Raw genomic sequence first — 21,830 nt, forward strand, 5'->3', positions numbered from 1 at the left:
ATGAGCAAGAAAAATGAGCAAAAACAGCCGTCATCTCACCCCGATCACGACTACGCCAAAACCCTCAAGGCCCTGCAGATCGAGCTGGTGAAATTCCAGAAGGCGCTCATCGCCAACGGCGACCGCATTCTCATCCTGCTCGAAGGGCGCGACAGCGCGGGCAAGGATGGCACCATCAAGCGCGTCATCGAGCACCTCTCGCCGCGCGAGACCCGCGTGGTGGCGCTGGGCAAGCCGTCCACGCGCGACGAGTCGGAGTGGTATTTTCAGCGCTACGTGCCGCATCTGCCGGCCGCCGAGGAGTTCGTGCTGTTCAACCGCAGTTGGTACAACCGCGCCGGAGTGGAATGGGTGATGGGCTTCTGCACCGAGGCGCAGTACGAGGAGTTCATGGAGACCGTGCCGGTGTTCGAGCAGATGCTGGTGCGCTCGGGTCTGCAACTGTTCAAGTACTACCTCGACATCGACAAAGACGAGCAGAAGCAGCGACTCAAGGACCGGCTCACCGATCCGCTCAAGCAGTGGAAGATGAGCCCGATCGACGCCGCCGCGCAAAAGCACTGGAAAGACTACAGCGTGGCGCGCAACGCCATGTTCGCCCGCACGCATACGCCGGTCGCGCCCTGGACCATCGTGCGCGCCAACGACAAGAAGCAGGCGCGCCTGAATCTCATCATGGATCTGCTCGCCCGGCTGGATTACCAGGGCAAGGATCACGCTCTGCTCTGTCCGGATCCCGAGGTGGTGTTCAACTACACCCACGAGGCGGTGGCGCAAGGGCGCGTTGCGGCCTGAGGGGATCATGGCGGCATCCGCACAGGCTGTCGGATCGCAAGGGACAGCGGTTCACCCCGACCATGCGCAGATCATCGCGCTGCTCGACGGCGCGCCGATGCGCCTGCCGCACTACCTGGCCTGGGCGCTGGCCAGCGGCGGCACGCTGATCGACGGGCTGTCGGTGTTCATGCTGGGCCTGTCCATTCCTTTGCTGATCGAGGGTCTGAGTTTGTCGGCGCTGCAGACCGGGCTGCTCGGCGCGGCGCTGGTGGCCGGCGCCATCGTCGGTGCGGCCTGGGGCGGGCGGCTGGCGGACCGCGTCGGGCGCAAGTCGGTCTTTTTGCTCGACATGATCGTTCTGGCCATCGCCGCGGGTTTCAGCGCGCTGACCTGGAACGCCTGGGGGCTGATTGCCGCGCAGTTCGTCGTGGGCATGGGCATCGGCATGGATTTTCCGGTCAGCGGCAGCTATGTGGCCGAGTGCATGCCGCACCCAAAGCGCAGCCGCATGATGGTCGCCACCATCGCCTGCCAGTCGCTCGGCCTGATCGTGGCCGCGCTGTTGTCTCTGGCGCTGTTGCACATCAACCCCGAGCCTTCTGTTTGGCGCTGGTTCTTCGCTACGGAAATGCTGTTTGCGCTGCTGTTCCTTCTGGGGCGTCTGAATCTGCCGGAAAGCCCGCGCTGGCTGATGGGGCAGGGGCGCAACCGCGAGGCGGTGCACGTGCTGGAGCGCTTCGTGCCCTCCGACCGCCGCCAGCTCGAACGCATGGCCTCGCGTCTGGGCGATACGGTGCACTTCGTCGCCCGCGTGCCGCAGTCGGCCAAACCGCAGGGCTATGGCCTGTTGTTTCACCCGGCCTACCTGCGCCGCACGCTGCTGAGCGCCGTGCCGTGGTTTCTGATGGATATCGCCACCTATGGCGTCGGGCTGTTCACCGCCGTGCTGCTGGCGCAGATGCATGTGGCGGGGGCAGGGCTGCCGCTGGTGCCGCATGTGGCGGCGCTGGCGCGCGGCACCGGGCTGATCGACCTGTTTCTGCTGCTGGGCTTTGTCATCGGTCTCTGGGCGGTGGCGCGGTTCGGGCGCATCCGCATGCAGATGCTCGGCTTCGGCGGCATGGCCGTCGGCATGGGCGTTCTCTGGTTGAGCACGGTGCTCGCGGGGGGCGACGCGGCGCATGTCGGGCTGGTGTTCTTCGGTTTTTTCGTGTTCAACCTGTTCATGAACATGGGGCCCAACAGCACCACCTACATCCTGCCGACCGAGCTGTACCCCACGCAGTTGCGCGCCACCGGCGCAGGCTTTGCCGCATCGAGCGCCAAGATCGGCGCCACGCTTGGCGTATTCGCCCTGCCGCTGATCAAGTCTGCTCTGGGCGTGCCGACCGTGCTGGCGCTGATGGCCGGGGTCAGCCTGCTCGGGCTGCTCAGTACCTGGGCGTTCGGCCTGTATGGGCACGGGCTCACGCTCGAACAGCATCAAACGCAAACCCTGCCGACGCGCCGCCCCAAGGTCGCGCTGCTCGCATCTCCAACCGAGGGTGGAACATGAATCCGGCGAATCAAACATTCGATGCCAAGGCCGCAGCCGCGCTATCGTCGGCTGATCTGCTGCAAAAACTTGGCAGCACGGCGGGCGGTCTCACCCAGGCCGAAGCCGCGCAGCGCCTCGCGCAGGTCGGCCCCAACAGCCTGCCGGAGCAGCATGTCAGCCTGCTGATGCGCCTGCTGCGCTATTTCTGGGGGCCGATTCCGTGGATGATCGAGGTCGCCGCGCTGCTCTCGGCGCTGGTGCGGCATTGGCCGGATTTCATCATCATCGTGCTGCTGCTGCTGTTCAATGCCGGCATCGGCTTCTGGCAGGAGTTCAAGGCCAGCAGCGCGCTCGATGCGCTGAAAAAACAGCTCGCGCTCAAGTGCCGCGTCAAGCGCGACGGCCAGTGGACGCAGCTCGATACCGCGCAGCTCGTTCCCGGCGACGTGGTGCGCGTGCGGCTGGGCGACATTCTGCCCGCCGACCTCAAGCTCATCGAGGGCGACTACCTCAGCGTCGACCAATCGGCGCTCACCGGCGAGTCGCTGCCGGTCAGCCGCAAGCCGGGCGAGGTGGTGTATTCCGGCTCCATCGCCAAACAGGGCGAGATGGTCGGCGTGGTCTATGCCACCGGGGTGAATACCTATCTGGGCAAGACCGCGCAACTGGTGCAGAAGGCCGGCGCGGTGTCGCACTTTCAGAAGGCCGTGCTCAACATCGGCGACTATCTCATCTACGTCAGCCTCGGCCTGGTGGCGATCCTGGTGCTGGTCGAGCTGCATCGCGGTCTGCCGTGGATCGACCTGCTGCAATTCGCCCTCATCCTCACCGTGGCCTCGATACCGGTGGCCATGCCCGCCGTGCTGTCGGTGACCATGGCGCTGGGCGCGCTGGCGCTCTCGAAGGAAAAGGCCATCGTCTCGCGGCTGGAATCCATCGAGGAACTGGCCGCGGTGGACGTGCTGTGCTCGGACAAGACCGGCACGCTCACGCAGAACAAGCTCACTCTGGGCGACCCGCTGCTGCTGGCCGCGCCCGATGCCGCCACGCTCAACCTGCACGCCGCGCTGGCCAGCCAGCCCGACAACGGCGACGCCATCGATCAGGCGGTGTACGCCGCGCAGCCGGTGAAAACTGCCACGCCTGCGGGCTACACCGCCGCGGGCTTCACCCCGTTCGACCCGGTGGGCAAGCGCAGCGAAGGCCGCTGGACCGACGCGCAGGGCGCGCAGATCAGCGCCACCAAGGGCGCGCCGCAGGTCATCCTCGATCTGTGCAAGCCGGATGAGGCTACCCGCAACAAGGCCAGCGCCTGGATCGAGGCGCAGGCCGTCAAGGGTCTGCGCACCCTGGGCGTGGCGAGCAAGACCGGGGAGGGTGCCTGGCAGCTCGACGGCCTGCTGTCGCTGTTCGACCCGCCGCGCAGCGACTCCAGACAAACCATTGCCGACGCCCGCAGCCACGGCCTGGCGGTGAAAATGGTCACCGGCGACAACGTCGCCATTGCGCGCGAAATCGGCGGGCAGCTCGGCATCGGCACACACATCGTCGCCGCAGGCGAGGTGTTCGATGCCGACAAGCAGCAGCCCGGCGTGAGCCTGGCCGAGCAGATCGACGCCGCCGACGGCTTCGCCCAGGTCTTCCCCGAGCACAAGTACGGCATCGTCAAGGCGCTGCAGGACGCCGGCCACCGCGTGGCCATGACCGGCGACGGCGTCAACGACGCCCCGGCGCTCAAGCAGGCTGATGTCGGCATTGCGGTGTCGGGCGCCACCGACGCGGCGCGCGCGGCGGCCGCGCTCATTCTCACCGCGCCGGGGCTGTCGACCATCGTCAAGGCGGTGGAAGAGGCGCGGCGCATATTCGAGCGCATGAACAGCTACGCCATCTACCGCATCACCGAGACCATCCGCATCATGGTGTTCGTGGTCGCGGCCATGCTGGCCTACGGTTTCTACCCCATCACCGCGGTGATGATCATCCTGCTGGCCTTCTTCAACGACGTGCCCATCATGACCATCGCCTACGACCGCACCGCCGTCGATCCCCAGCCGGTGCGCTGGGACATGCGCCGCGTCATCACCGTGTCCACCGTGCTCGGACTGATCGGCGTGGGCGAGACCCTGCTGCTGCTGTGGTTCGCGCACGATGTGATGAAGCTCGACATGGGCAGCATCCAGACCTTCATTTTCCTCAAGCTGGCGGTCTCCGGGCACCTCACCCTGTTCGTCGCACGCAGCAAACAAGCCTTCTGGAAAAAGCCCTGGCCTTCGCCCGCACTGCTGTGGTCGGCCATTCTCACCAAGGCGCTGGCGACGCTGTTCGTGGTGTTCCCGATGGGACTGATCGCCCCGATCGGTTGGTCGGCGGTGGGTTTGATCTGGGTCTATTGCCTGTTCTGGGCCTTCGTCGAAGACCTGGCCAAGCTCGCGGTGTATCGCCACTTCGACCGCAGCGCGCCGCGCCATCGCGATTTTCTGCATTTGCTCAAACAGCGCACGTTCAAGCCAGGCCAATGAACCGGGGTGCGAGTGCTGCTGACGTACAGTGTGTCTATTTCTTGCGAAAGGAGTTGAATCATGGCCCATCGTCACGCCGTTGTCTGGATCGATCATTCTCAAGCCCGGGTGCTGTTCATCGACCCGGCGGATATCGAGAAGTCCATCATCCTGCCCAAGGAACATCCGCATCTGCACATCATGAGCGGCGTGATCGGCAGCGGCAAGGCGGCCGAGGATCCGAAGTTCTACCATGCAGTGGCCGAAGCCCTGGACGGCGTTCCCGAGGTGCTCATCACCGGGCCGGGGCAGGCCAAGCTGGCGCTGTTCAAGCATCTGCAACGCCACGACCCCGCCGTGGCCGAGCATGTACAGGGCCTGGAGTCGGCCGATCATCCCACCGACGCTCAATTGGTCGCGCACGCCCGGCACTACTTCAAGGCCAGGGATCAGATGCTCGGCGACCCGATGGCGGTCTGACCGGCTTTTGCCCGACCCGTCCCTGTTCTCGCCTCCACCGCAACGCTCATCATGTCCACCTACAAAAAAATCCTGGTTCCCATCGACGCCAGCCAGACCGCACAATCCGCCGCTGCCCAGGCCACTGCCCTGGCGCGCGACCAAGGCGCCGCGATTCGCTTCATCGTGGTGGTGGAAGCCAACGGCCTGCTGAGTTCCTCCCCGGAATTTCTGGGTGTGCTGGGCAACGACGCCCGCCTGCTGCTCGCCCGTTGGGTGAATGAAGCACTTGCCCCGGGCATGGATGTCAGCTCCGCCGTGGTGGAAACCACGCAGGCCTTGCCGCGCGTGGCCGACGCCATCCTGGCAGAAGGACATCGTTGGGGCGCCGATCTGATCGTCATCGGCAGCCATGGCCGCAGCGGCGTGCGCCGCCTGATTCTGGGCAGCGTGGCCGAAGGCGTGGCGCAGCGCAGCACGGTGCCGGTATTGATCGTGCATGCGGGTGGGAGGGCGGAACTGCAGACTTCACTCTGATGCTTGGCATCTGGCCATATTTAGTTTATTGTGTTCCGGCAGTGGCCTGTTACGATGCACGAATCCACTGGATTCGGATTCACGCATGAAACGTCACTCCATTGCAGCCCCGTTCCGCTCGCGTCATCCGCACCCCTGCGATGGTCATCTGCCCTCAGACCTGGAGCCGATCTTGCGACAGCGCATCACCGAAACCGCGGAGGCGACGCTGGAGTTGAACCGGGGTGAAATCCTGGTGCACAGCGGTGAGCCGTTCAAATATCTCTATCTGCTGTTGAGCGGGGGTTTCAAGGCCGAGGAGATCGGTGAAGACGGGCTATCTCAGATCGTCAGCTTTCACTATGCGGGCGAATTCATGGGGCTGAGCGCTTTCGCGGAGCAGCGCTACATGGTCGATCTGATCGCGCTGGTGCCTTCCAGCGTCTGCGAATTTCCGATGGCCGGGGTGCAGGCCATCATGCAGGATGATCGTGCGCTGCTCGATCGTCTGCTGATTTATGTGTCGGATAGGCTGATGCGGGCCGAGCAGGATCAGTTGATGCTGGGCAGCATGAGTTCCACGCAAAAAATCGCACACTTCCTGGTCGACAGGCTGGAGGCCTCGCGTCGGGGTGCCCAGGCGGAATCCCGCTTTGAGTTGCCGATGACCCGCAAAGAGCTCGGCAGCTACCTGGGTCTGAGCATGGAAACGGTCAGCCGCCTGCTTTCCCATTTGCAGGAGCAGGGCGTGGTGCGGGTGGACAAACGGCAAATCGAAATCCTGCGTGAAGACCAATTGCGCGTCTGGCTGGACGGGGTGGTCAGTCTGCCCGCATCGTCTCGCGGCAAGCCGGCCGCCAAACAGGCGCTCAAACTGGCTTGATCTCGGTCAAACCCAGTTTTACTGCGCGGGGGGTTCGAGCAGGGCGCTCAAGGTGTCGACATCCCGGCGGTCGAGCTGGCCTGCCGCGCTTTTCAGACGCAGCATGTTGACCAGCACGTCATAGCGCGCCTGGTCGGCCTGACGCTGGGTTTCGTAGAGCTGCGACAGGGCGTTGAGCACGTCGATGTTCACGCGCATGCCCACCTTGAACCCGGTCTCGTTCGCCTGCAGCGAACTGCGGCTGGAGGCAATGGCGGCGTCGAGCGCCTTCACTTGCGCCAGCCCGGATTGCACGCTGAGGTAGGCGGCGCGCGCCGCCTGCGCAGCATTCAAGCGCGCGGCGTCCAGATCGGATTGCGATTTTTCCAGCAGATGCGCGGTCTGTTCGACATCGCTCTGCACCGCATAACCGGTGAACAGCGGCCAGCGCATCTGCACCCCCACTGTGGCGACATTGGCACGATTGCTGAAGGGAAACAGCGTACTGCCGCCGCTTGTCGCGTTGTGGTCGAGACGCGCATAGGCGGAGACGGTGGGCTTGTAGCCGGTGTCGGCTTTTTGGGCGCCCAGTTGCGCCAGCTTCACGCTCAAAAGGGCCTCATCGACGCCCAGATTGTGTTCTTCGGCCTTGCGCGCCCACACGCCCATATCGCCCACAGGCGGCGCAAGCGCCGTGCTGCGGGGCAGGGGCGCCAGCGTTCGTACCGGCGCGCCGACCACTTGCTGCAGGCTGTTGCGCGCAAGCTGGAGCCGGTTTTGCGCCGCCAGCACCTGGGCGGCGGTGAGATCGACACGCGCCTGCGCGTCACGCACATCGACGATGGTGCCGTTGCCCGCATCGAAGTTGGCCTGTGCCGACTTGAGCTGTTGCACGACGGCTTTGTCTTGTTCCTTGAGCGAATGCAGGCTGTCCTGCGCGGCGAGCACATCGAAATAGCGCGCGGCGACCTGAAGCATCAAATCCTGGTCTTGCTGCACGAACTTCAGGTAGGCGATGCGCGCGGCAACATCGGCCTGTTCCACGCCGAGATGATCGGCCGGCTGGTAGAGCGCCTGCGTGGCCACCAGATTGACATCGCGCGAGGTGTAGTTCCACTGCGTGGGCATGCCGAATTTCTGCAACAGCGGGTTGTCGCTGTTGTCCTGCGCGCTGGCGCTCAGATTGGCGCCCGCGGTGAGTTGCGGCAACAGCCTGGAGCGCGCCAGCGGCACGCCCGACAGGGCGGCCCGATAGTTGGCCTGCGCACTGCGCAGCGTGGGGTTGTGTTGTTGCGCGAGGGTGAAAACCTGCGCCAGGGTTTCGGCCTCGGACGTTCCCATCAGGCCCAGGCTGCAACCGACCAGACAGACTGCGCGTGCCAGACCTCGGGCAGAAAAGACAGACGTGGTCATCGGAGGGGTTCAGGGATGCAATGCAGGGAGTGAGATGCAGCGATCGATGCTACGCGCCGCGGTATGAGCATGATTGACTTGAATCATGGCTGCAGGGCGCACCGGCGCGACAATGAAAAATAAATTGCGGCACCGCATCAACCCCGTCATTCACACTTCCATGAACAACAAAAAACGGCCCTTGATCATCGTGGTGCTGCTCATCGTTGCGCTCGCTGCCGGCGGCGCTTATTGGTGGATCCAGCAGAAAAAGCCGGACGCCGACGTGCTGACGATGTATGGCAATATCGACATCCGCCAAGTGCAGCTCGCGTTCAACGATGCCGGGCGGGTTTCCGAGCTGCTGGTGCAGGAAGGCGATGCCGTGCGCAAGGGGCAGGCGGTGGCCCGCATCGACGCGGTGCGCTACCAGGATGCGGTCGATCGCGCGCAGGCCGCCTTGCTGGCGCAAAAGAACGTGCTGGCCAAGCTCAAGGCCGGCAGCCGTCCGCAGGAGATTGCCGAGGCGCGTGCCGGGGTCGATGCGGCGCTGGCGGCGCAGGCCAATGCCAAGGCCACTTATGCGCGACAAAAGACGCTGGTGGAGTCTGGCTTCCTGCCCCGCCAGAGCCTGGACAACGTCACCCAGCAGCTCGACACCGCGGCCGCCAATGTGCAGCGCGCGCGCCAGGCCTTGAGCCTGGCGCTGCAGGGCCCGCGCAAGGAAGACATCGCCGCGGCGCAGGCGACGGTCAAGGCCGATGAATCCGCACTCGCACTGGCACAGCGTCAACTGAGCGACACGGTGCTGTATGCGCCCGATGACGGCGTGGTCGAAAACCGCATTCTGGAAGTCGGCGACATGGCCGCGCCGCAAACCCCGGTGATGACGCTGGCGCTGAACAACCCGGTGTGGGTGCGTGCCTATGTGCCCGAAACCGAGCTGGGCAAGATCGCGCCGGGCATGCGCGCCGACATTCTGAGCGACAGCTTCCCCGGCCAGCCTTTCAGGGGCTGGATCGGCAATATTTCGCCCACCGCCGAGTTCACCCCCAAGTCCGTCGAGACCACCGAGTTGCGCGCGCAACTGGTGTATCGGGTGCGGGTCTATGCCTGCAACCCCGACCAGAGACTGCGCCTGGGCATGCCGGTGACGGTGCAGGTTCCGCTGCGCAACAACGCGCCGCAATCGGTTTCTGCGCATGTCTGCCAACACTGAAACGGCAGTGCCGGAAGTGCAGGGCGCAAAGCCAGCCGCTGCGGCGCTGGAACTGGCCGCGGTGCACAAACGGTTCAACCAGGGCAAGACCGTGACCGATGCCCTCAAGGGGGTTGATGTGCGCATTCAACAGGGCCGCATCACCGGTCTGCTCGGGCCGGACGGCGCGGGCAAGACCACATTGATCCGCCTCGCCGCAGCTCTGCTGCTGCCCAGCGCGGGCGAGGTCAAGGTGCTGGGGCTGGACACGCGCAAGGAAGCCACGGCCATCCAGCAGATCATCGGCTATATGCCGCAGCGCTTCGGCCTGTATGAAGACCTCACCGTGCAGGAAAATCTCGACCTGTACGCCGATCTGCAAGGACTGAAAGCGCAAGAGAGGCAACAGCGTTTCGACGAGTTGCTCAAGCTCACCGCGCTCGGCCCGTTCTCGCATCGACGGGCGGGGGCGCTTTCCGGGGGAATGAAGCAAAAGCTCGGGCTGGCCTGCACGCTGTTGCGTGCACCGCGTCTGCTGCTGCTCGACGAGCCGACGGTCGGCGTCGATCCCATTTCACGGCGCGAACTCTGGAGCATCATCAAGCTGTTGCGCAGCCAGAATGTCGCCGTGCTGGTGAGCACCGCGTATCTCGACGAGGCCGAGCAGTGCGACGACATCGTGCTGCTGCACGCAGGCCAGGTACTGGCGCATCAACCGCCCGAGGCGTTTCATGCTCCGTTGAAGGGTCATGTATTTCTGGTGCGGCATGCGCAACGGCATCGCCGCACGCTGCAGGAGTCGCTGCATGCCCGCGCCGGGGTGGTCGATGCGCTGGTGCAGGCCGAAGGGGTGCGGGTGGTGTTGCAGGGCACGCAGCCGCCGCAGCAGCCCGGCGAAGACTGGCAGGCGGTGGAGTCGCGATTCGAAGATGCGTTTGTGAGCCTGCTGCAAACCCGTCAGCCTTCCGCGCCGTTGCAGGTCAAGCCCCAGGCCGAGCCGACGGCCAGCACCCTGACCAAGCCGGACGAAGCGCCGCCCACGGTGATCGAAGTGAAGGAATTGCGCCGGTTTTTCGGCGCGTTCCAGGCGGTCAAGGGCATCAGCTTCACAGTCGGCAAGGGCGAGATTTTCGGCCTGCTCGGCGCCAACGGTGCCGGCAAGAGCACCACCTTTCGCATGCTCTGCGGCCTGCTGCCCGCGTCTTCGGGCACGCTGCGCGTCGCGGGCGCCGACCTGCGCACCGCCCGTGCGGATGCGCGGGCGCGCATCGGTTATGTCTCGCAGAAGTTCGCGCTCTATGGCAATCTCAGCGCGCGACAGAACCTGAATTTCTTCGCCTCGGCCTATGGACTGGGCGGCGCGCGGCGCAGGCAGCGGCTGGCCTGGGCCTTCGATGAGTTCGATCTGACCGAGTATGCCGACGCGGAGGTCATGGCCCTGCCGCTGGGCTACAAGCAGCGTCTGGCATTGGCCTGCGCGCTGATGCACGAGCCGTCCATCCTGTTTCTCGACGAGCCGACTTCCGGCGTCGATCCGCTGGCGCGGCGCGAGTTCTGGCAGCGCATCAACCATCTGGCCGAATCGGGCGTGACCGTCATGATCACCACGCACTTCATGGACGAGGCCGAGTACTGCGACCATCTGGTGCTGATGTCGCTGGGCGAGATTCTGGCTTACGGCACGCCGCGCGAGATACGCGGGCGCATCCGCACCGACGCGCTGCCCGACCCGACGATGGAAGACGCCTTCATCGCGCTGATCCAGTCGCACGAGGCGCAGATTCGCCGCGCCGCATGAGGGTAACAAGGCGATGAACCGGCAACGCCTGCGCGGCCTGGTACGCAAGGAATCTTTGCAGATCATCCGCGATCCGTCGGCCATCGCCATCGCCTTCGTGCTGCCGGTGCTGTTGCTGCTGCTGTTCGGCTACGGCGTGTCGCTCAATGCCCGCGATGTGCCGCTTGCGGTGGTGGTCGATCAGCCCAGCGGGCAGACCAGCAGTTTCGTTGGCGGGCTGCAGCAGTCGGCGTTTTTCGCCCCCAGAATCTATCCCGACATCGCCGCCGCCCGCCAGGCGCTGATGACCCGCAAGGTCGACGGCATCGTCTGGCTGCGCGGTGACTTCACCCGTCTGGCGCTCACCGGCCGCTCCGCTCCCGTGGCGGTGTGGGTCAACGGCGTGGACGCCAACAACGCCCGCATCATGGAAGGCTATCTGCAGGGCGTGTGGCAGAACTGGCTGCAGATCGACGCCGAGCGGCAAGGCCAGCCCCTGCTCATCCCGGTCAGCGTGCAGGCGCGCATCTGGTTCAACCCCGCAGTGCGCAGCCGCGACTTTCTGGTGCCGGGGCTGATTGCCGTGATCATGACCCTGATCGGCGCCCTGCTCACCGCGCTGGTGGTGGCACGCGAACGCGAACGCGGCACCATGGAGGCGCTGATGGCCAGCCCGGTGACCATGGCGGAAATCCTGTTCGGCAAGCTCATTCCCTATTTCGTGCTCGGCATGGGCGGCATGGCGCTGTCGGTGGCGATGGCGGTGTGGCTGTTTGCCGTGCCGCTGGTCGGCAGCCTGTGGCTGCTGGTGCTGTGCTCGGCGCTGTTCCTGCTGGTGTCGCTGGCGATGGGGCTGCTGATCTCCACCTTGGCAAACAGCCAGTTCGTCGCCGCGCTGGTCGCGGTCATCGTGACCTTCCTGCCGGCGTTCATCCTGTCGGGCTTCATCTTCGACATCGAATCGATGCCCGCCGTGGTGCAGTTTCTCACCCATCTGGTGGCGGCACGTTATTTCGTGGCCATTGCGCAGACGGTGTTCCTGGCGGGCGATGTGTGGCCGGTGGTGTTGAGCAACAGCGCTGCGTTGGCGCTGATGGGGGTGATTTTCATGGGCATCGCCTGGCGCAAATCCCACAAGCGGCTGGATTGAGAGGGCGTCTGTCAGCATGTTCGCCCGAGTTCTCGCCCTCGTCATCAAGGAACTGCTCATGTTGCTGCGCGACAAGGCAAGCCGCGCCGTGCTCATCGGCCCGCCGCTCATTCAGTTGCTGGTGTTCGGCTACGCCGCGAGCTATGACCTCAATCACATCCCCTACGCGGTCTACAACGAAGACTCGGGTTACGCCTCGCGCGAACTGGTGGCGCGCTTTTCCGGCACGTCCACCTTCCGCCAGGTGGCCACCATCACCCACCATGCGCAAATCGCCCCGCTGATCGACGACAAGGACGCCCTGCTGGTGCTGCACATCGGCGCGCATTTCACCCGCGATCTGCTGCGCCATCAGCCCGCCACCGTGCAACTTCTGGTCGATGGGCGCGACTCCAACACCGCCTCGCTGGCGCTGAACGATGCCAACAGCGTGCTGCTCGCGTTCAACCAGCAATGGGCCGCGCAACACGGCTGGCGCGGCCCTCCCGCGAGGCTGGACATCCGCTCCTGGTTCAACCCCAACCTGCTGTCGCGCTGGTTCATTCTGCCGGGCATCGTCGCCTTGCTCACCCTGGTCGTCACTCTGCTGGTCACTGGGCTGTCGGTGGCGCGCGAGCGCGAGATGGGCACCTTCGACCAACTGCTGGTCACGCCGCTGCGGCCGGTGGAAATCCTGTTGGGCAAGGCGCTTCCGGGCTTCATCATCGGCGGGCTGGAGGCGGCATTCATCGCCGTCGTCGCCATTCTCTGGTTTGGGGTGCCGTTCGTCGGCAGCGTGCCGGCGCTGGCGATCGGGCTGTTGTTCTTTCTGCTCGCCGCCACGGGCATCGGGCTGATGATTTCGTCCATCGCCGTCACGCAGCAGCAGGGCCTGCTGGGGGTGTTCATGTTCCTCGTGCCGGCCATCATTCTTTCCGGCTTTGCCACGCCCATCGCCAATATGCCCCAGGCGGTGCAGTGGCTCACCTACCTCAACCCGATGCGGTATTTTCTCATCATCACCCGCGGGGTCTATCTCGAAGGCTATGGGGTGAGTGACCTGATGTCGCAATACTGGCCGCTGGCGCTGATCGGCGTGGTCAGCATGGCGCTGGCCGGCTGGCTTTTTCGCCATCGCATGGCATAGCCGCGTTGCATTTTGGAGCGAGTCTGACATTCCCAAGGCTGTCGGCCTTGATGCATATCAAGCGCCATGTTGCACCGCCGCAATCCAATGTTTCGCATCTTTCATGGAATGTGGAGAGTGGTATGGCGCTTGCCTTTCAAACCCCATTGACCGCCCTCGCCGACGAGGTGGACGTGCTCGTGCTCGGCGCGGGCGGTGCCGGGTATCCGGGCGCCTTTTTTCTCGCCAGGGCAGGGCAGTCGGTGTTGATGGTCGACCCCATAGGCAATCTCGGCGGCGACTGTCTGGCCGAGGGTTGCGTGCCGTCGAAGGCGGTGCGCGAGGCGGCGCTGGTGCGCAGTCTGACCGACAAATTCGAGGGCTTCGGTCTGCACGGCAGCAAGCCCGCGGCGGACTGGCGTGCCGTGCTCGCGCACAAGGACCGGGTGCAGAACACCCGCTATGCGCAGCACGCCCGCGAGATCGCCGAGGGCGGCGTGGCCTTCGTGCAGGGGCGTGGCGTGATCGTCGCGCCCGACCGCGCGCGCATCGACGCCAGCGACGGCAGCGGTTCGCGTGAAGTGCGCTTTGCTCACCTGATCCTCGGCACGGGATCGGCGCCGGCGCGCTTGCCGATTCTCGGCGCCGATCTGGCGCTGACCTCGCATGACCTGTTCCGCCTTGGCGCCGATCTGCCCTTGCCGCGCCATCTGGTCATCATCGGCGGCGGCTATATCGGGGTGGAGACGGCTTCGATGCTGCAGGCCCTCGGCGCCGAGTGCACCGTTCTCGAATACGCGCCTCAGCTGCTGCCCGGGTTCGATGCCGAACTGGCGAGTTTTTTGCACGCCAGCCTGTCGCAGCGGGTGCGCATCGAATTGTCGTCGCAGGTGCTCAGCATCGCGCGCGAGGGCAGTGGCTACTACGTGCGCTACAAGCAAAGCGGCGGCGAGCTTGGCATGAGTGGCGACGCCGTGCTCATGGCCACCGGTCGCGTGCCGGTGCTGCCCGAAGGCGTGGAACACCTCGGCCTGGCGCTGGAGCGCGGGCATGTGGGGGTGGACGACACGCTGCGCTCCTCCAACCCGCGAGTGTGGGCGCCCGGCGATGTGAATGGGCGCAGCATGCTGTTCCATTCCGCGGTGCGCCAGAGCCTGGTGGCGGCGCACTGCATCGCCGCAGGCGGTCAGGCGGTGGACCGCATGCCCTTTCACGCCGTGCCGATGACCGTGTTCACCGAGCCGGAGCTGGCGCATGTCGGCCAGACCGCGGCGCAGGCCGAGGCGGCTTTGGGTGCGGGCTCGGTGGCCGTGGCGCGCTACGACTATGCGGAGGATTCCCGCGCGCAGATCTATGGTGAGACGCAGGGTTTCATCAAACTGGTGTTCAATCGCAGTGACGCCCGACTGCTGGGCGCGCAGATCGCCGGTATGGACGCTGCCCAGCTCATCGCCCCGCTGGCGCTGGCGATGGAACAAGGTCTGGGCGCGCAGGCGCTGGCCGATTGCGTCTTTCCGCATCCCATGCTCAGCGAGGGCATCAACAAGGCGGCGCGCAGTTTTCGGCCGTAACCAGGCGCTGCAGCGCATGACATGACCACCACGCCCAGCCAGACATCTGCGCAAACCGCCGCCCAGCCCAGTGAGACCGACGACTTGCCGCCGACCGATCCGGCCCAGGGCCTGAGCGCAGCCGAAGCCGCCGCGCGTCTGGCGCGCTTCGGCCCCAACGCGATTGCCGAGCAGACCGTTCCTGCCTGGCGGCAACTGCTGCTCAAGTTCTGGGCGCCGGTGCCGTGGATGCTCGAAGCCGTCATCGTGCTGCAATTGCTGCTCGGGCGCGATCTGGAAGCGCTGGTCATCGCCGTGCTGCTGGGGTTCAACGCCGTGGTCGCCTTCGTGCAGGAGCAGCGCGCCAAGGACGCGCTGGCGCTGCTGCGCAAGCAACTGCATGTCAACGCCCGCGTGCTGCGCGAGGGTCAGTGGCGGCAGATTCCCGCCGAGCAGGTGGCGCCGGGCGATGTGGTGCACATCCGCGCCGGCGACATCGTGCCGGCCGATCTGCGGCTGCAAGGCGGCGCCGTGTCGCTCGATGAATCGGCGCTCACCGGCGAATCGCTGCCGGTGGACGCGGGCGCGGGCAAGCCCGCCTACACCGGTGCCATCGTGCGGCAGGGCGAGGCCAGCGGGGTGGTCACCGCCACCGGCGCGCACACCTTCTTCGGCCACACCGCCGAACTGGTGCGCACCTCCAGCGCGCCCAGCCATATGCAGAACACCATTTTCGCCATCGTCAAGCGGCTGGTGGTGTTCGACGCCGTGCTGGTGGCGCTGGTCATCGGCTTCGCGCTGTGGCATCACCTGCCCCCGCTCGACACCGCGGTATTCGCGCTGATGCTGCTGGTCGCCTCGGTGCCGGTCGCGCTGCCCGCCACCTACACCCTGGCCACCGCCGTGAGCGGCCAGTCGCTGGCGCATCAGGGCGTGCTGGTCACGCGCCTGCCCGCAGTGGAAGAAGCGGCGGCGATGGACACGCTGGTGTCCGACAAGACCGGCACGCTCACGCAGAACCGCCTGCGCTACGCGGGCGCGGCGGCGCTGGCGCCGGGCGCAGACGAAAACGCCGTGCTGCGCGCCGCCGCGCTGGCCAGCGACGACGCCACGCAGGATCCGCTCGATCTGGCGCTGCTCGCCCCCGCGCGCGAACGCGGGCTGCTGGCCGACGCGCCGGCGCGCAGCGCTTTCAGTCCGTTCGACCCGGCCACGCGGCGCAGCGAGGGCCTCTACACCGTGGACGGCCAGCCCTGGCGCGCGGTGAAGGGGGCCGCTACGGTCATCGGCCCGCTGTGCCATCTGAACGCCGCGCAGCAGACCGCGCTGGATGCGGCGGAACAGCAGCTCGCCACCAGCGGCGCCCGCGTGCTCGCGGTGGCGGCGGGACGAAGTGATGCGCTGCAGTTGCTCGGCGTGGTCGGCCTGTCCGATCCGCCCCGGCCCGATGCCGCCGATCTGATCGCCCGGATCAAGCAGCTCGGCGTGCGCGTGTGCATGGCCACCGGCGATGCCGAGGAAACCGCCCGCGCCGTCGGTGGTGAATTGGGACTGGGTACCCGTGTCTGCCACATCCAGCATGGCGTGGCGCTGGACCCCTCGCAATGTGATCTCTACGCGCGCGTGCTGCCCGAGGACAAGCACCACATCGTCGCCGCGCTGCAAAAGGCCGGGCACGTCACCGGCATGACCGGCGACGGCGTCAACGACGCCCCCGCGCTGCGCCAGGCCGAGATGGGCATCGCCGTGGCCAGCGCCACCGACGTGGCCAAGGCGGCCGCCGGGGTGGTGCTCACCGATCCGGGACTGGGAGGCGTGCTCACCGTGGTGCGCGAAGGCCGCGAGGTGCACCGGCGCATGCTCACCTACACCCTCAACAAGGTGCTGCGCACGCTGGAAATCGTGGTCTTCCTCACTCTCGGCCTGCTGCTGACCGGGCACTTCGTCATCTCGCCGCTGCTCATCGTGCTGATGCTGTTCGCCAACGACTTCGCCACCATGAGCATCGCCACCGACCGCGTGCATCCGTCGGCGCAGCCGCAGCGCTGGCAGGTGGGGCGGCTCATGGGCGCGTCCATCGTGCTCGCGGTGTTCAGCCTGCTGTTCGCCTGGGTGGTGTACGTCTGGGCGCAGGCGCAAGGGTTGAGCCTGGCGCAGTTGCAGACCGTGGTGTTCCTGATCCTGGTGTTCGGCAACCAGGCGGGAATTTATCTGCTGCGCAGCGACGGCCCGCTGTGGTCGCTCGGCCCCTCGCGCTGGATGGCAGCGGCCAGCATCGGCGATGGGATCATCGTCTGTTGGCTGGCGGTCTTCGGCGTGCTGATGGCCGCTTTGCCCTGGTTCGTCGTGGGCATGGTTTTGCTCGCAACGGTGGTATTCACTTTTTTGCTGGACTTATGGGTCAAGCGACCCTTGTTCCATTACTTTGCCATAGCCTGAAGGAGGTTTCTCATGTCTGATTCCCCGGACTCGTCCGCCAAACCCCATCTCAACGTGCCGTTTTTCTGGCCGATGCAACTCGCGGCCGACATGGCCGAGCAGGGCATCGAGCTGGCTGCGCGCAATGTGAAGTTTCTCGACGAGGAAGTGCGCCTGCACGGGGGCATCAAGCCCAGCCTGGCCACCGCGCACACGGTGCGTCTGAAGCTGCGCACCCTCGATCTGTGCGACTACTCCGCAAGCGGCGCCGAGGGCGTTCCCACCCTGGTCAACGCGCCCTATGCCGGACACACCTCGATGATCGCCGACTACCACGAGGGCCAGAGCCTGATGCAGACCCTGAAGCAGGCCGGGGTCGGCCCGCTGTTCCTCACCGACTGGCACAGCGCCACGCTGGACATGAAAGACCTCGAAGTCGATCAATACCTCGGCGACTTTCTGGCGTGCATCGACGACCTGGGCGGGCGCGTCAATCTGGTCGGCCTGTGCCAGGGCGGCTGGATGGCGGCCATGCTGGCCGCGCGCTTTCCCGACAAGGTCGCCAGTCTGGTGCTGGCGGGCTCGCCCATCGATACCCACGCCGGCCACGGCCCGCTGTTGAAAATGGTCAAGCAAACGCCGATGAGTTTCTACGAAGAACTGGTCGCCAGCGGCGGCGGGCTGATGCTGGGCAAATACATGCTGGCCGGCTGGAAGAACATGCACCCCGAGCAGCACTACGTGCAGGAGCACATCGACCTGTACGAACACATCGACGACCCGGTCTGGCTGAGCAAGACCGAAGCCTTCGAGCGCTGGTACGAGAATCCGCTGAACCTGCCCGGGCGCTGGTATCTGCAGGTCATCGACCAGTTGTTCCGGCGCAATCTGCTGGCCAAGGGTCAGTTCGTCGGTCTGGGCCGCGCGCTGCACCTGAAAGACATCACCTGCCCGTTGTATCTGCTCGCGGGCGAGAGCGACGACATCACGCCGCATGAGCAGGTCTTTGCCGCGCGACACCTCTGCGGCACGCCTGCCGACCAGATCGAGCAGCGCATCGTCCCCGGCGGGCATGTGGGCCTGTTCATGGGCCGTCGCACCCTCGATGAAGCCTGGCCGGTAATCGGCGCCTGGATCAAGCGCTGGCGGTGAAGCGATTGGCAGTGGATCGATTGACGCACTGCCGCGCAATGCGCCCATACATAAAATGGCCTGATCGCGCCCAAACTGGAGAACCGAGTGGAGCAACCCGTGATTGATGTCGACCTGGATGCGCGCGGACTGAACTGTCCGCTGCCCATCCTCAAGGCCAAGAAAGCGCTGGCGCAGATGCAGAGCGGCCAGGTGCTGCGCATCGTGTCCACCGACGTCGGCTCGGTGAAGGACTTCCAGGCGTTTGCCCGACAGACCGGCAACACCCTGGTCGAGCAGAAGACCGAGGGCGGCGAATATCACCACCTGCTGCGACGGCGCTGATTCACGCCTGGAAAAGTCGGCATGGGCTTTTGTACCGGAGGCTTTGGCATCGGGTCGTCATCGATCTGTCATGAAGTTGCAAGAGGATGAATCGGATGAATCCGAAAACCCCCGATCCGCTTTCGGGGCCCATCCTTCCATCAACTCGCCCAAGGAATCACGCACATGACTCCGTTTGACGACCACGCCGCCCTGCTCAAGCGCATCGAGCGCGACCTCACCGACGGTTACGACGAAGAGCTGGAACTCGAAATCGAGGATCGCACCGATCATCTGGCCGATGCCGATGGCGCCTTGGTGCGCAGCGATGAGGAAGAACGGCTGGCGCGGCAGGTCTATTTCAAGGAATTGTTTCGTCTGCAGGCCGAATTGGTGAAGCTGCAGGACTGGGTGGCGTCAACCCGGCAGAAAGTGGTCGTGCTGTTCGAAGGCCGCGACGCGGCGGGCAAGGGCGGTGTGATCAAGCGCATCACCCAGCGGCTCAATCCGCGCGTCTGCCGCGTGGTGGCGCTGCCCGCGCCCAGCGACCGCGAACGCACGCAGTGGTATTTCCAGCGCTACGCCGCGCATCTGCCGGCTGCGGGCGAAATCGTGCTGTTCGACCGCAGTTGGTACAACCGCGCGGGAGTCGAGCGGGTGATGGGGTTTTGCAGCGAGGAGGATGTGGAAGAGTTCTTCCGCTCCGTGCCCGAATTCGAGCGCATGCTGGTGCGCTCGGGCATCAAGGTGCTGAAGTATTGGTTTTCGATCACCGATGACGAGCAGCACATGCGCTTTCTCAGCCGCATTCACGACCCGATGAAGCAGTGGAAGCTCAGCCCGATGGACCTGGAAAGCCGCCGCCGCTGGGAGCTTTACACTCAGGCCAAGGAAGACATGCTCGAGCGCACGCACATCGAAGAAGCGCGCTGGTGGGTGGTCGAGGGCAACGACAAGAAGCTGGCGCGGCTCAATTGCATCCACCACCTGCTGTCGCAGTTCGACTACCACGAAATCGAACGCGCGCCCATCGAACTGCCCGAGCGCGTACGCCACCCGGACTACACGCGCCATCCCGTGCCAGCGCAGATGCTCGTGCCCAAGGTTTACGGTTGACCCACTGAGCGCAGGCTGTCGATATAGGCGCTGAATTCCGGCCCGGTTTCCGGGTGGGACATGCCGAGCTGCACCGTGGCTTCGAGGTAGCCGAGCTTGCTGCCGCAGTCGAAACGGCGGCCCTTGTAGCGGTAGGCGTACACCGCTTCTTCATGCAGCAAGGCGGAAATGCCGTCGGTGAGCTGGATCTCGCCTCCGGCACCCGGCTTGCCGTTGCGCAGGTGATGAAACACGCGCGGGCTGAGGATGTAGCGGCCCACCACCGCCTGCGTGCTGGGCGCCACATCGGGCGCGGGTTTTTCCACGATGCCCGACAGCGAGGTCAGCCCCGGCGTGATCTCCTGACCGCTGACGATGCCGTAGCGCCTGGTGTGTTCGCGCGGCACTTCCTCGGTGGCCAGCACGCTGCGGCCATGACGGCTGTGAATGTCGACCATCTGCGCCATCACGGGCGGTTCACCCACGAGCAGGTCGTCGGCCAGAATGACGGCAAACGGTTCGTCCCCCACCAGACGCTCGGCGCACAGCACCGCTGCGCCCAAGCCGTTGGCCACCGGCTGGCGCACGAACACGCACTGCACATGGTCGGGTTTGACGCTGCGCACGACTTCCAGCATGGACTGCTTGCCGGCTTCTTCGAGTTGATGCTCCAGCTCGTAGGCCGTGTCGAAATGGTCTTCGATGGCGCGTTTGTGGCGGCCGGTGACGAAAATCATTTCGGTGATGCCCGCGGCATAAGCCTCCTCCACGGCATACTGGATGAGCGGTTTGTCGACTACCGGCATCATTTCTTTTGGCGTGGCCTTGGTCGCGGGCAGGAAGCGTGTGCCGAGACCGGCGACGGGGAAGACGGCTTTGGTGATGGTCGGGGGCATGGGCAGAGTCGTGAATGCATCAGGAATGACGCCGATACTAACAAGGGAATCCGCGATGCGGCGGTATGGTCCTCCAGTGAGAATGCGGTTTGGGCCACTTTCCGTGCAGGCGTTTTTCAAGTTCGCCGCCGCGGCACATAACCCTCGGCCAGGATGCGCGTCCAGACCACGCGCGGCAGATTGGCAGAAACCGAAGTCATACGGCGGCGCCTTGCAGGGCGAGGGTGCCGCTGCGCCCAGCTATGCTGCCCATGCCCACGGCGTGGCGCGGCAAGGCGGCCGGGTTCAGCGAGTCGGCATAGTCGCGCATCGAAGTGCAGTGCATCCCGGCGGCCTTCCAGCCTTGCAGCAGGCGGTCGAACACGGGGGCGAGCTGACCGCCTTCCAGCTCGGCATGCAGGGTGTAGACATGGTCCCGACCGTCGGTGCTCAGGCGCAGGAGGTGGTCGGCCACGTTGTGGGCGTCGAGACCGCCCACGCCGATCAGCTCGTCGAGGGTGGGCAGGGTGGTCGGCAGTTGCGGCACGGTCAACGTCCGCCCCTGGACGACGGGCAAGAAGGGATGCGTGCCCCGGCCGTCCGAAGCCAGGGTGAAGCCCAGTTCCTGCTCCAGCACATAGGCCGCATCGTTCATCTGCCAGCCGGCGGCGCCGTGGACCCGCGGGGGGCGGCCGAAGATTTTGCCGTAGCGCTCGGCAGCAAGCTGAAGCTGACGGCGGGTCCAGTCGGCGTTCTTGCGCACCACATGGTCTTGCCAGAGGACGTGATCCCAGGTGTGCACGCCGGTTTCATGGCCGGCCCGGTCGGCGTCGCGCATGGGCCCGGCGGCGCGCCTGCCGATGTCCGGGCCGGGCAGCAGGGTGCCATACAGCAGGGTTTTCAGGCCGTAGTGGCGGGTGACTGAGGTGCGCTGGACCTTGGCGAGGAAGCCGGGGCGGAACACCCGCTTGAGCGCGCGCCCGGTGTGGTCTGGCCCGAGGCTGAACAGGAAGGTCGCACGCAGTTGATGCTGGTCAAGCAGGCGAAGCAGCGCGGGCACACCTTCGAGCGTGCCGCGCAGGGTATCGACATCGATTTTGAGCGCGAGAAACGGCATGGATTGGGACAGGTTACTGGACAGGACGCCAAAACCCGCATCGTAGAGG

The 21,830-nt window shown here is 65.5% G+C and carries 18 protein-coding genes; 15 read left to right on the forward strand and 3 right to left on the reverse strand.

Annotation, left to right across the window (positions count from 1 at the left end):
• The 6 genes from ppk2 (RBR52_RS04480) (at position 1) to RBR52_RS04505 (ending at position 6,670) form a co-directional block, all read left to right on the forward strand.
• On the forward strand, positions 1 to 795 hold the full coding sequence (ppk2, locus tag RBR52_RS04480; protein ID WP_320375992.1) for a polyphosphate kinase 2: 795 nt from the start codon (positions 1 to 3) through the stop codon (positions 793 to 795).
• 7 nt (positions 796 to 802) lie between these two features.
• Positions 803 to 2,332: an MFS transporter gene (locus RBR52_RS04485; protein ID WP_320375993.1), complete on the forward strand. Its 1,530-nt coding sequence runs from the start codon at positions 803 to 805 to the stop codon at positions 2,330 to 2,332.
• Positions 2,329 to 4,833 (forward strand): plasma-membrane proton-efflux P-type ATPase, encoded by a 2,505-nt coding sequence (locus RBR52_RS04490; protein WP_320375994.1) that lies wholly within the window; start codon positions 2,329 to 2,331, stop codon positions 4,831 to 4,833. Before RBR52_RS04485 ends, RBR52_RS04490 begins: the two co-directional genes overlap by 4 nt.
• A 60-nt stretch (positions 4,834 to 4,893) precedes the next feature.
• Positions 4,894 to 5,292 (forward strand): translational machinery protein, encoded by a 399-nt coding sequence (locus RBR52_RS04495; RefSeq protein WP_320375995.1) that lies wholly within the window; start codon positions 4,894 to 4,896, stop codon positions 5,290 to 5,292.
• 51 nt (positions 5,293 to 5,343) lie between these two features.
• Entirely contained in the window at positions 5,344 to 5,808 is a 465-nt protein-coding gene (locus RBR52_RS04500) for a universal stress protein (protein WP_320375996.1), read from the forward strand.
• A gap of 85 nt (positions 5,809 to 5,893) precedes the next feature.
• On the forward strand, positions 5,894 to 6,670 hold the full coding sequence (locus RBR52_RS04505; RefSeq protein ID WP_320375997.1) for a Crp/Fnr family transcriptional regulator: 777 nt from the start codon (positions 5,894 to 5,896) through the stop codon (positions 6,668 to 6,670).
• 18 nt (positions 6,671 to 6,688) lie between these two features.
• Here RBR52_RS04505 and RBR52_RS04510 read toward each other — a convergent pair whose 3' ends face one another.
• Positions 6,689 to 8,062 carry a TolC family outer membrane protein gene (locus RBR52_RS04510; protein WP_320375998.1) on the reverse strand — a complete coding sequence of 458 codons (1,374 nt, stop codon included), beginning with the start codon at positions 8,060 to 8,062 and terminating at the stop codon, positions 6,689 to 6,691.
• Positions 8,063 to 8,222: 160 nt separating this feature from the next.
• Between RBR52_RS04510 and RBR52_RS04515 the strand changes: the two genes are divergently transcribed.
• From RBR52_RS04515 to ppk2 (RBR52_RS04555), 9 genes are all read left to right on the forward strand, one after another.
• Positions 8,223 to 9,260, forward strand: a complete 1,038-nt coding sequence (locus tag RBR52_RS04515; RefSeq protein WP_320375999.1) for an efflux RND transporter periplasmic adaptor subunit — start codon at positions 8,223 to 8,225, stop codon at positions 9,258 to 9,260.
• Positions 9,244 to 11,037 carry an ATP-binding cassette domain-containing protein gene (locus tag RBR52_RS04520; protein WP_320376000.1) on the forward strand — a complete coding sequence of 598 codons (1,794 nt, stop codon included), beginning with the start codon at positions 9,244 to 9,246 and terminating at the stop codon, positions 11,035 to 11,037. Before RBR52_RS04515 ends, RBR52_RS04520 begins: the two co-directional genes overlap by 17 nt.
• A gap of 13 nt (positions 11,038 to 11,050) precedes the next feature.
• The gene (locus RBR52_RS04525; protein WP_320376001.1) at positions 11,051 to 12,166 is read left to right on the forward strand and encodes an ABC transporter permease; all 1,116 of its coding nucleotides are present in this window, start codon (positions 11,051 to 11,053) and stop codon (positions 12,164 to 12,166) included.
• 16 nt (positions 12,167 to 12,182) lie between these two features.
• A complete protein-coding gene (locus RBR52_RS04530) occupies positions 12,183 to 13,292 on the forward strand; it encodes an ABC transporter permease (RefSeq protein ID WP_320376002.1) in 1,110 nt (369 codons plus the stop codon).
• Positions 13,293 to 13,414: 122 nt separating this feature from the next.
• On the forward strand, positions 13,415 to 14,842 hold the full coding sequence (locus tag RBR52_RS04535) for a dihydrolipoyl dehydrogenase (protein WP_320376003.1): 1,428 nt from the start codon (positions 13,415 to 13,417) through the stop codon (positions 14,840 to 14,842).
• 21 nt (positions 14,843 to 14,863) lie between these two features.
• Positions 14,864 to 17,260, forward strand: coding sequence for a plasma-membrane proton-efflux P-type ATPase (locus tag RBR52_RS04540; RefSeq protein WP_320376004.1), 2,397 nt, complete (start codon positions 14,864 to 14,866; stop codon positions 17,258 to 17,260).
• 12 nt (positions 17,261 to 17,272) lie between these two features.
• A complete protein-coding gene (locus tag RBR52_RS04545) occupies positions 17,273 to 18,391 on the forward strand; it encodes an alpha/beta fold hydrolase (RefSeq protein WP_320376005.1) in 1,119 nt (372 codons plus the stop codon).
• Between the two features lie 99 nt (positions 18,392 to 18,490).
• Positions 18,491 to 18,715 carry a sulfurtransferase TusA family protein gene (locus tag RBR52_RS04550; protein WP_320376006.1) on the forward strand — a complete coding sequence of 75 codons (225 nt, stop codon included), beginning with the start codon at positions 18,491 to 18,493 and terminating at the stop codon, positions 18,713 to 18,715.
• A gap of 165 nt (positions 18,716 to 18,880) precedes the next feature.
• The gene (gene ppk2, locus RBR52_RS04555) at positions 18,881 to 19,810 is read left to right on the forward strand and encodes a polyphosphate kinase 2 (protein ID WP_320376007.1); all 930 of its coding nucleotides are present in this window, start codon (positions 18,881 to 18,883) and stop codon (positions 19,808 to 19,810) included.
• On the opposite strand, the gene galU is transcribed toward ppk2 (RBR52_RS04555), so the two are convergent.
• Both galU and RBR52_RS04565 read right to left on the reverse strand, forming a co-directional pair.
• Positions 19,801 to 20,685, reverse strand: coding sequence for a UTP--glucose-1-phosphate uridylyltransferase GalU (gene galU, locus RBR52_RS04560; RefSeq protein ID WP_320376008.1), 885 nt, complete (start codon positions 20,683 to 20,685; stop codon positions 19,801 to 19,803). The genes ppk2 (RBR52_RS04555) and galU overlap by 10 nt on opposite strands.
• Positions 20,686 to 20,881: 196 nt before the next feature.
• A complete protein-coding gene (locus RBR52_RS04565) occupies positions 20,882 to 21,781 on the reverse strand; it encodes a polysaccharide deacetylase family protein (protein ID WP_320376009.1) in 900 nt (299 codons plus the stop codon).
• Between the last annotated feature and the right edge of the window lie 49 nt (positions 21,782 to 21,830).

The sequence above is a fragment of the Thiomonas sp. genome (genome assembly GCF_034007205.1).
GTDB lineage: Bacteria > Pseudomonadota > Gammaproteobacteria > Burkholderiales > Burkholderiaceae_C > Thiomonas.

Excerpts from the sequence above, each read along its gene's own strand:
- ppk2 (WP_320375992.1), top strand. The coding sequence starts at position 1 with ATGAGCAAGAAAAATGAGCAAAAACAGCCGTCATCTCACCCCGATCAC.
- RBR52_RS04485 (WP_320375993.1), top strand. The coding sequence starts at position 803 with ATGGCGGCATCCGCACAGGCTGTCGGATCGCAAGGGACAGCGGTTCAC.
- RBR52_RS04490 (WP_320375994.1), top strand. The coding sequence starts at position 2,329 with ATGAATCCGGCGAATCAAACATTCGATGCCAAGGCCGCAGCCGCGCTA.
- RBR52_RS04495 (WP_320375995.1), top strand. The coding sequence starts at position 4,894 with ATGGCCCATCGTCACGCCGTTGTCTGGATCGATCATTCTCAAGCCCGG.
- RBR52_RS04500 (WP_320375996.1), top strand. The coding sequence starts at position 5,344 with ATGTCCACCTACAAAAAAATCCTGGTTCCCATCGACGCCAGCCAGACC.
- RBR52_RS04505 (WP_320375997.1), top strand. The coding sequence starts at position 5,894 with ATGAAACGTCACTCCATTGCAGCCCCGTTCCGCTCGCGTCATCCGCAC.
- RBR52_RS04510 (WP_320375998.1), bottom strand. The coding sequence starts at position 8,062 with ATGACCACGTCTGTCTTTTCTGCCCGAGGTCTGGCACGCGCAGTCTGT.
- RBR52_RS04515 (WP_320375999.1), top strand. The coding sequence starts at position 8,223 with ATGAACAACAAAAAACGGCCCTTGATCATCGTGGTGCTGCTCATCGTT.
- RBR52_RS04520 (WP_320376000.1), top strand. The coding sequence starts at position 9,244 with ATGTCTGCCAACACTGAAACGGCAGTGCCGGAAGTGCAGGGCGCAAAG.
- RBR52_RS04525 (WP_320376001.1), top strand. The coding sequence starts at position 11,051 with ATGAACCGGCAACGCCTGCGCGGCCTGGTACGCAAGGAATCTTTGCAG.
- RBR52_RS04530 (WP_320376002.1), top strand. The coding sequence starts at position 12,183 with ATGTTCGCCCGAGTTCTCGCCCTCGTCATCAAGGAACTGCTCATGTTG.
- RBR52_RS04535 (WP_320376003.1), top strand. The coding sequence starts at position 13,415 with ATGGCGCTTGCCTTTCAAACCCCATTGACCGCCCTCGCCGACGAGGTG.
- RBR52_RS04540 (WP_320376004.1), top strand. The coding sequence starts at position 14,864 with ATGACCACCACGCCCAGCCAGACATCTGCGCAAACCGCCGCCCAGCCC.
- RBR52_RS04545 (WP_320376005.1), top strand. The coding sequence starts at position 17,273 with ATGTCTGATTCCCCGGACTCGTCCGCCAAACCCCATCTCAACGTGCCG.
- ppk2 (WP_320376007.1), top strand. The coding sequence starts at position 18,881 with ATGACTCCGTTTGACGACCACGCCGCCCTGCTCAAGCGCATCGAGCGC.
- galU (WP_320376008.1), bottom strand. The coding sequence starts at position 20,685 with ATGCCCCCGACCATCACCAAAGCCGTCTTCCCCGTCGCCGGTCTCGGC.
- RBR52_RS04565 (WP_320376009.1), bottom strand. The coding sequence starts at position 21,781 with ATGCCGTTTCTCGCGCTCAAAATCGATGTCGATACCCTGCGCGGCACG.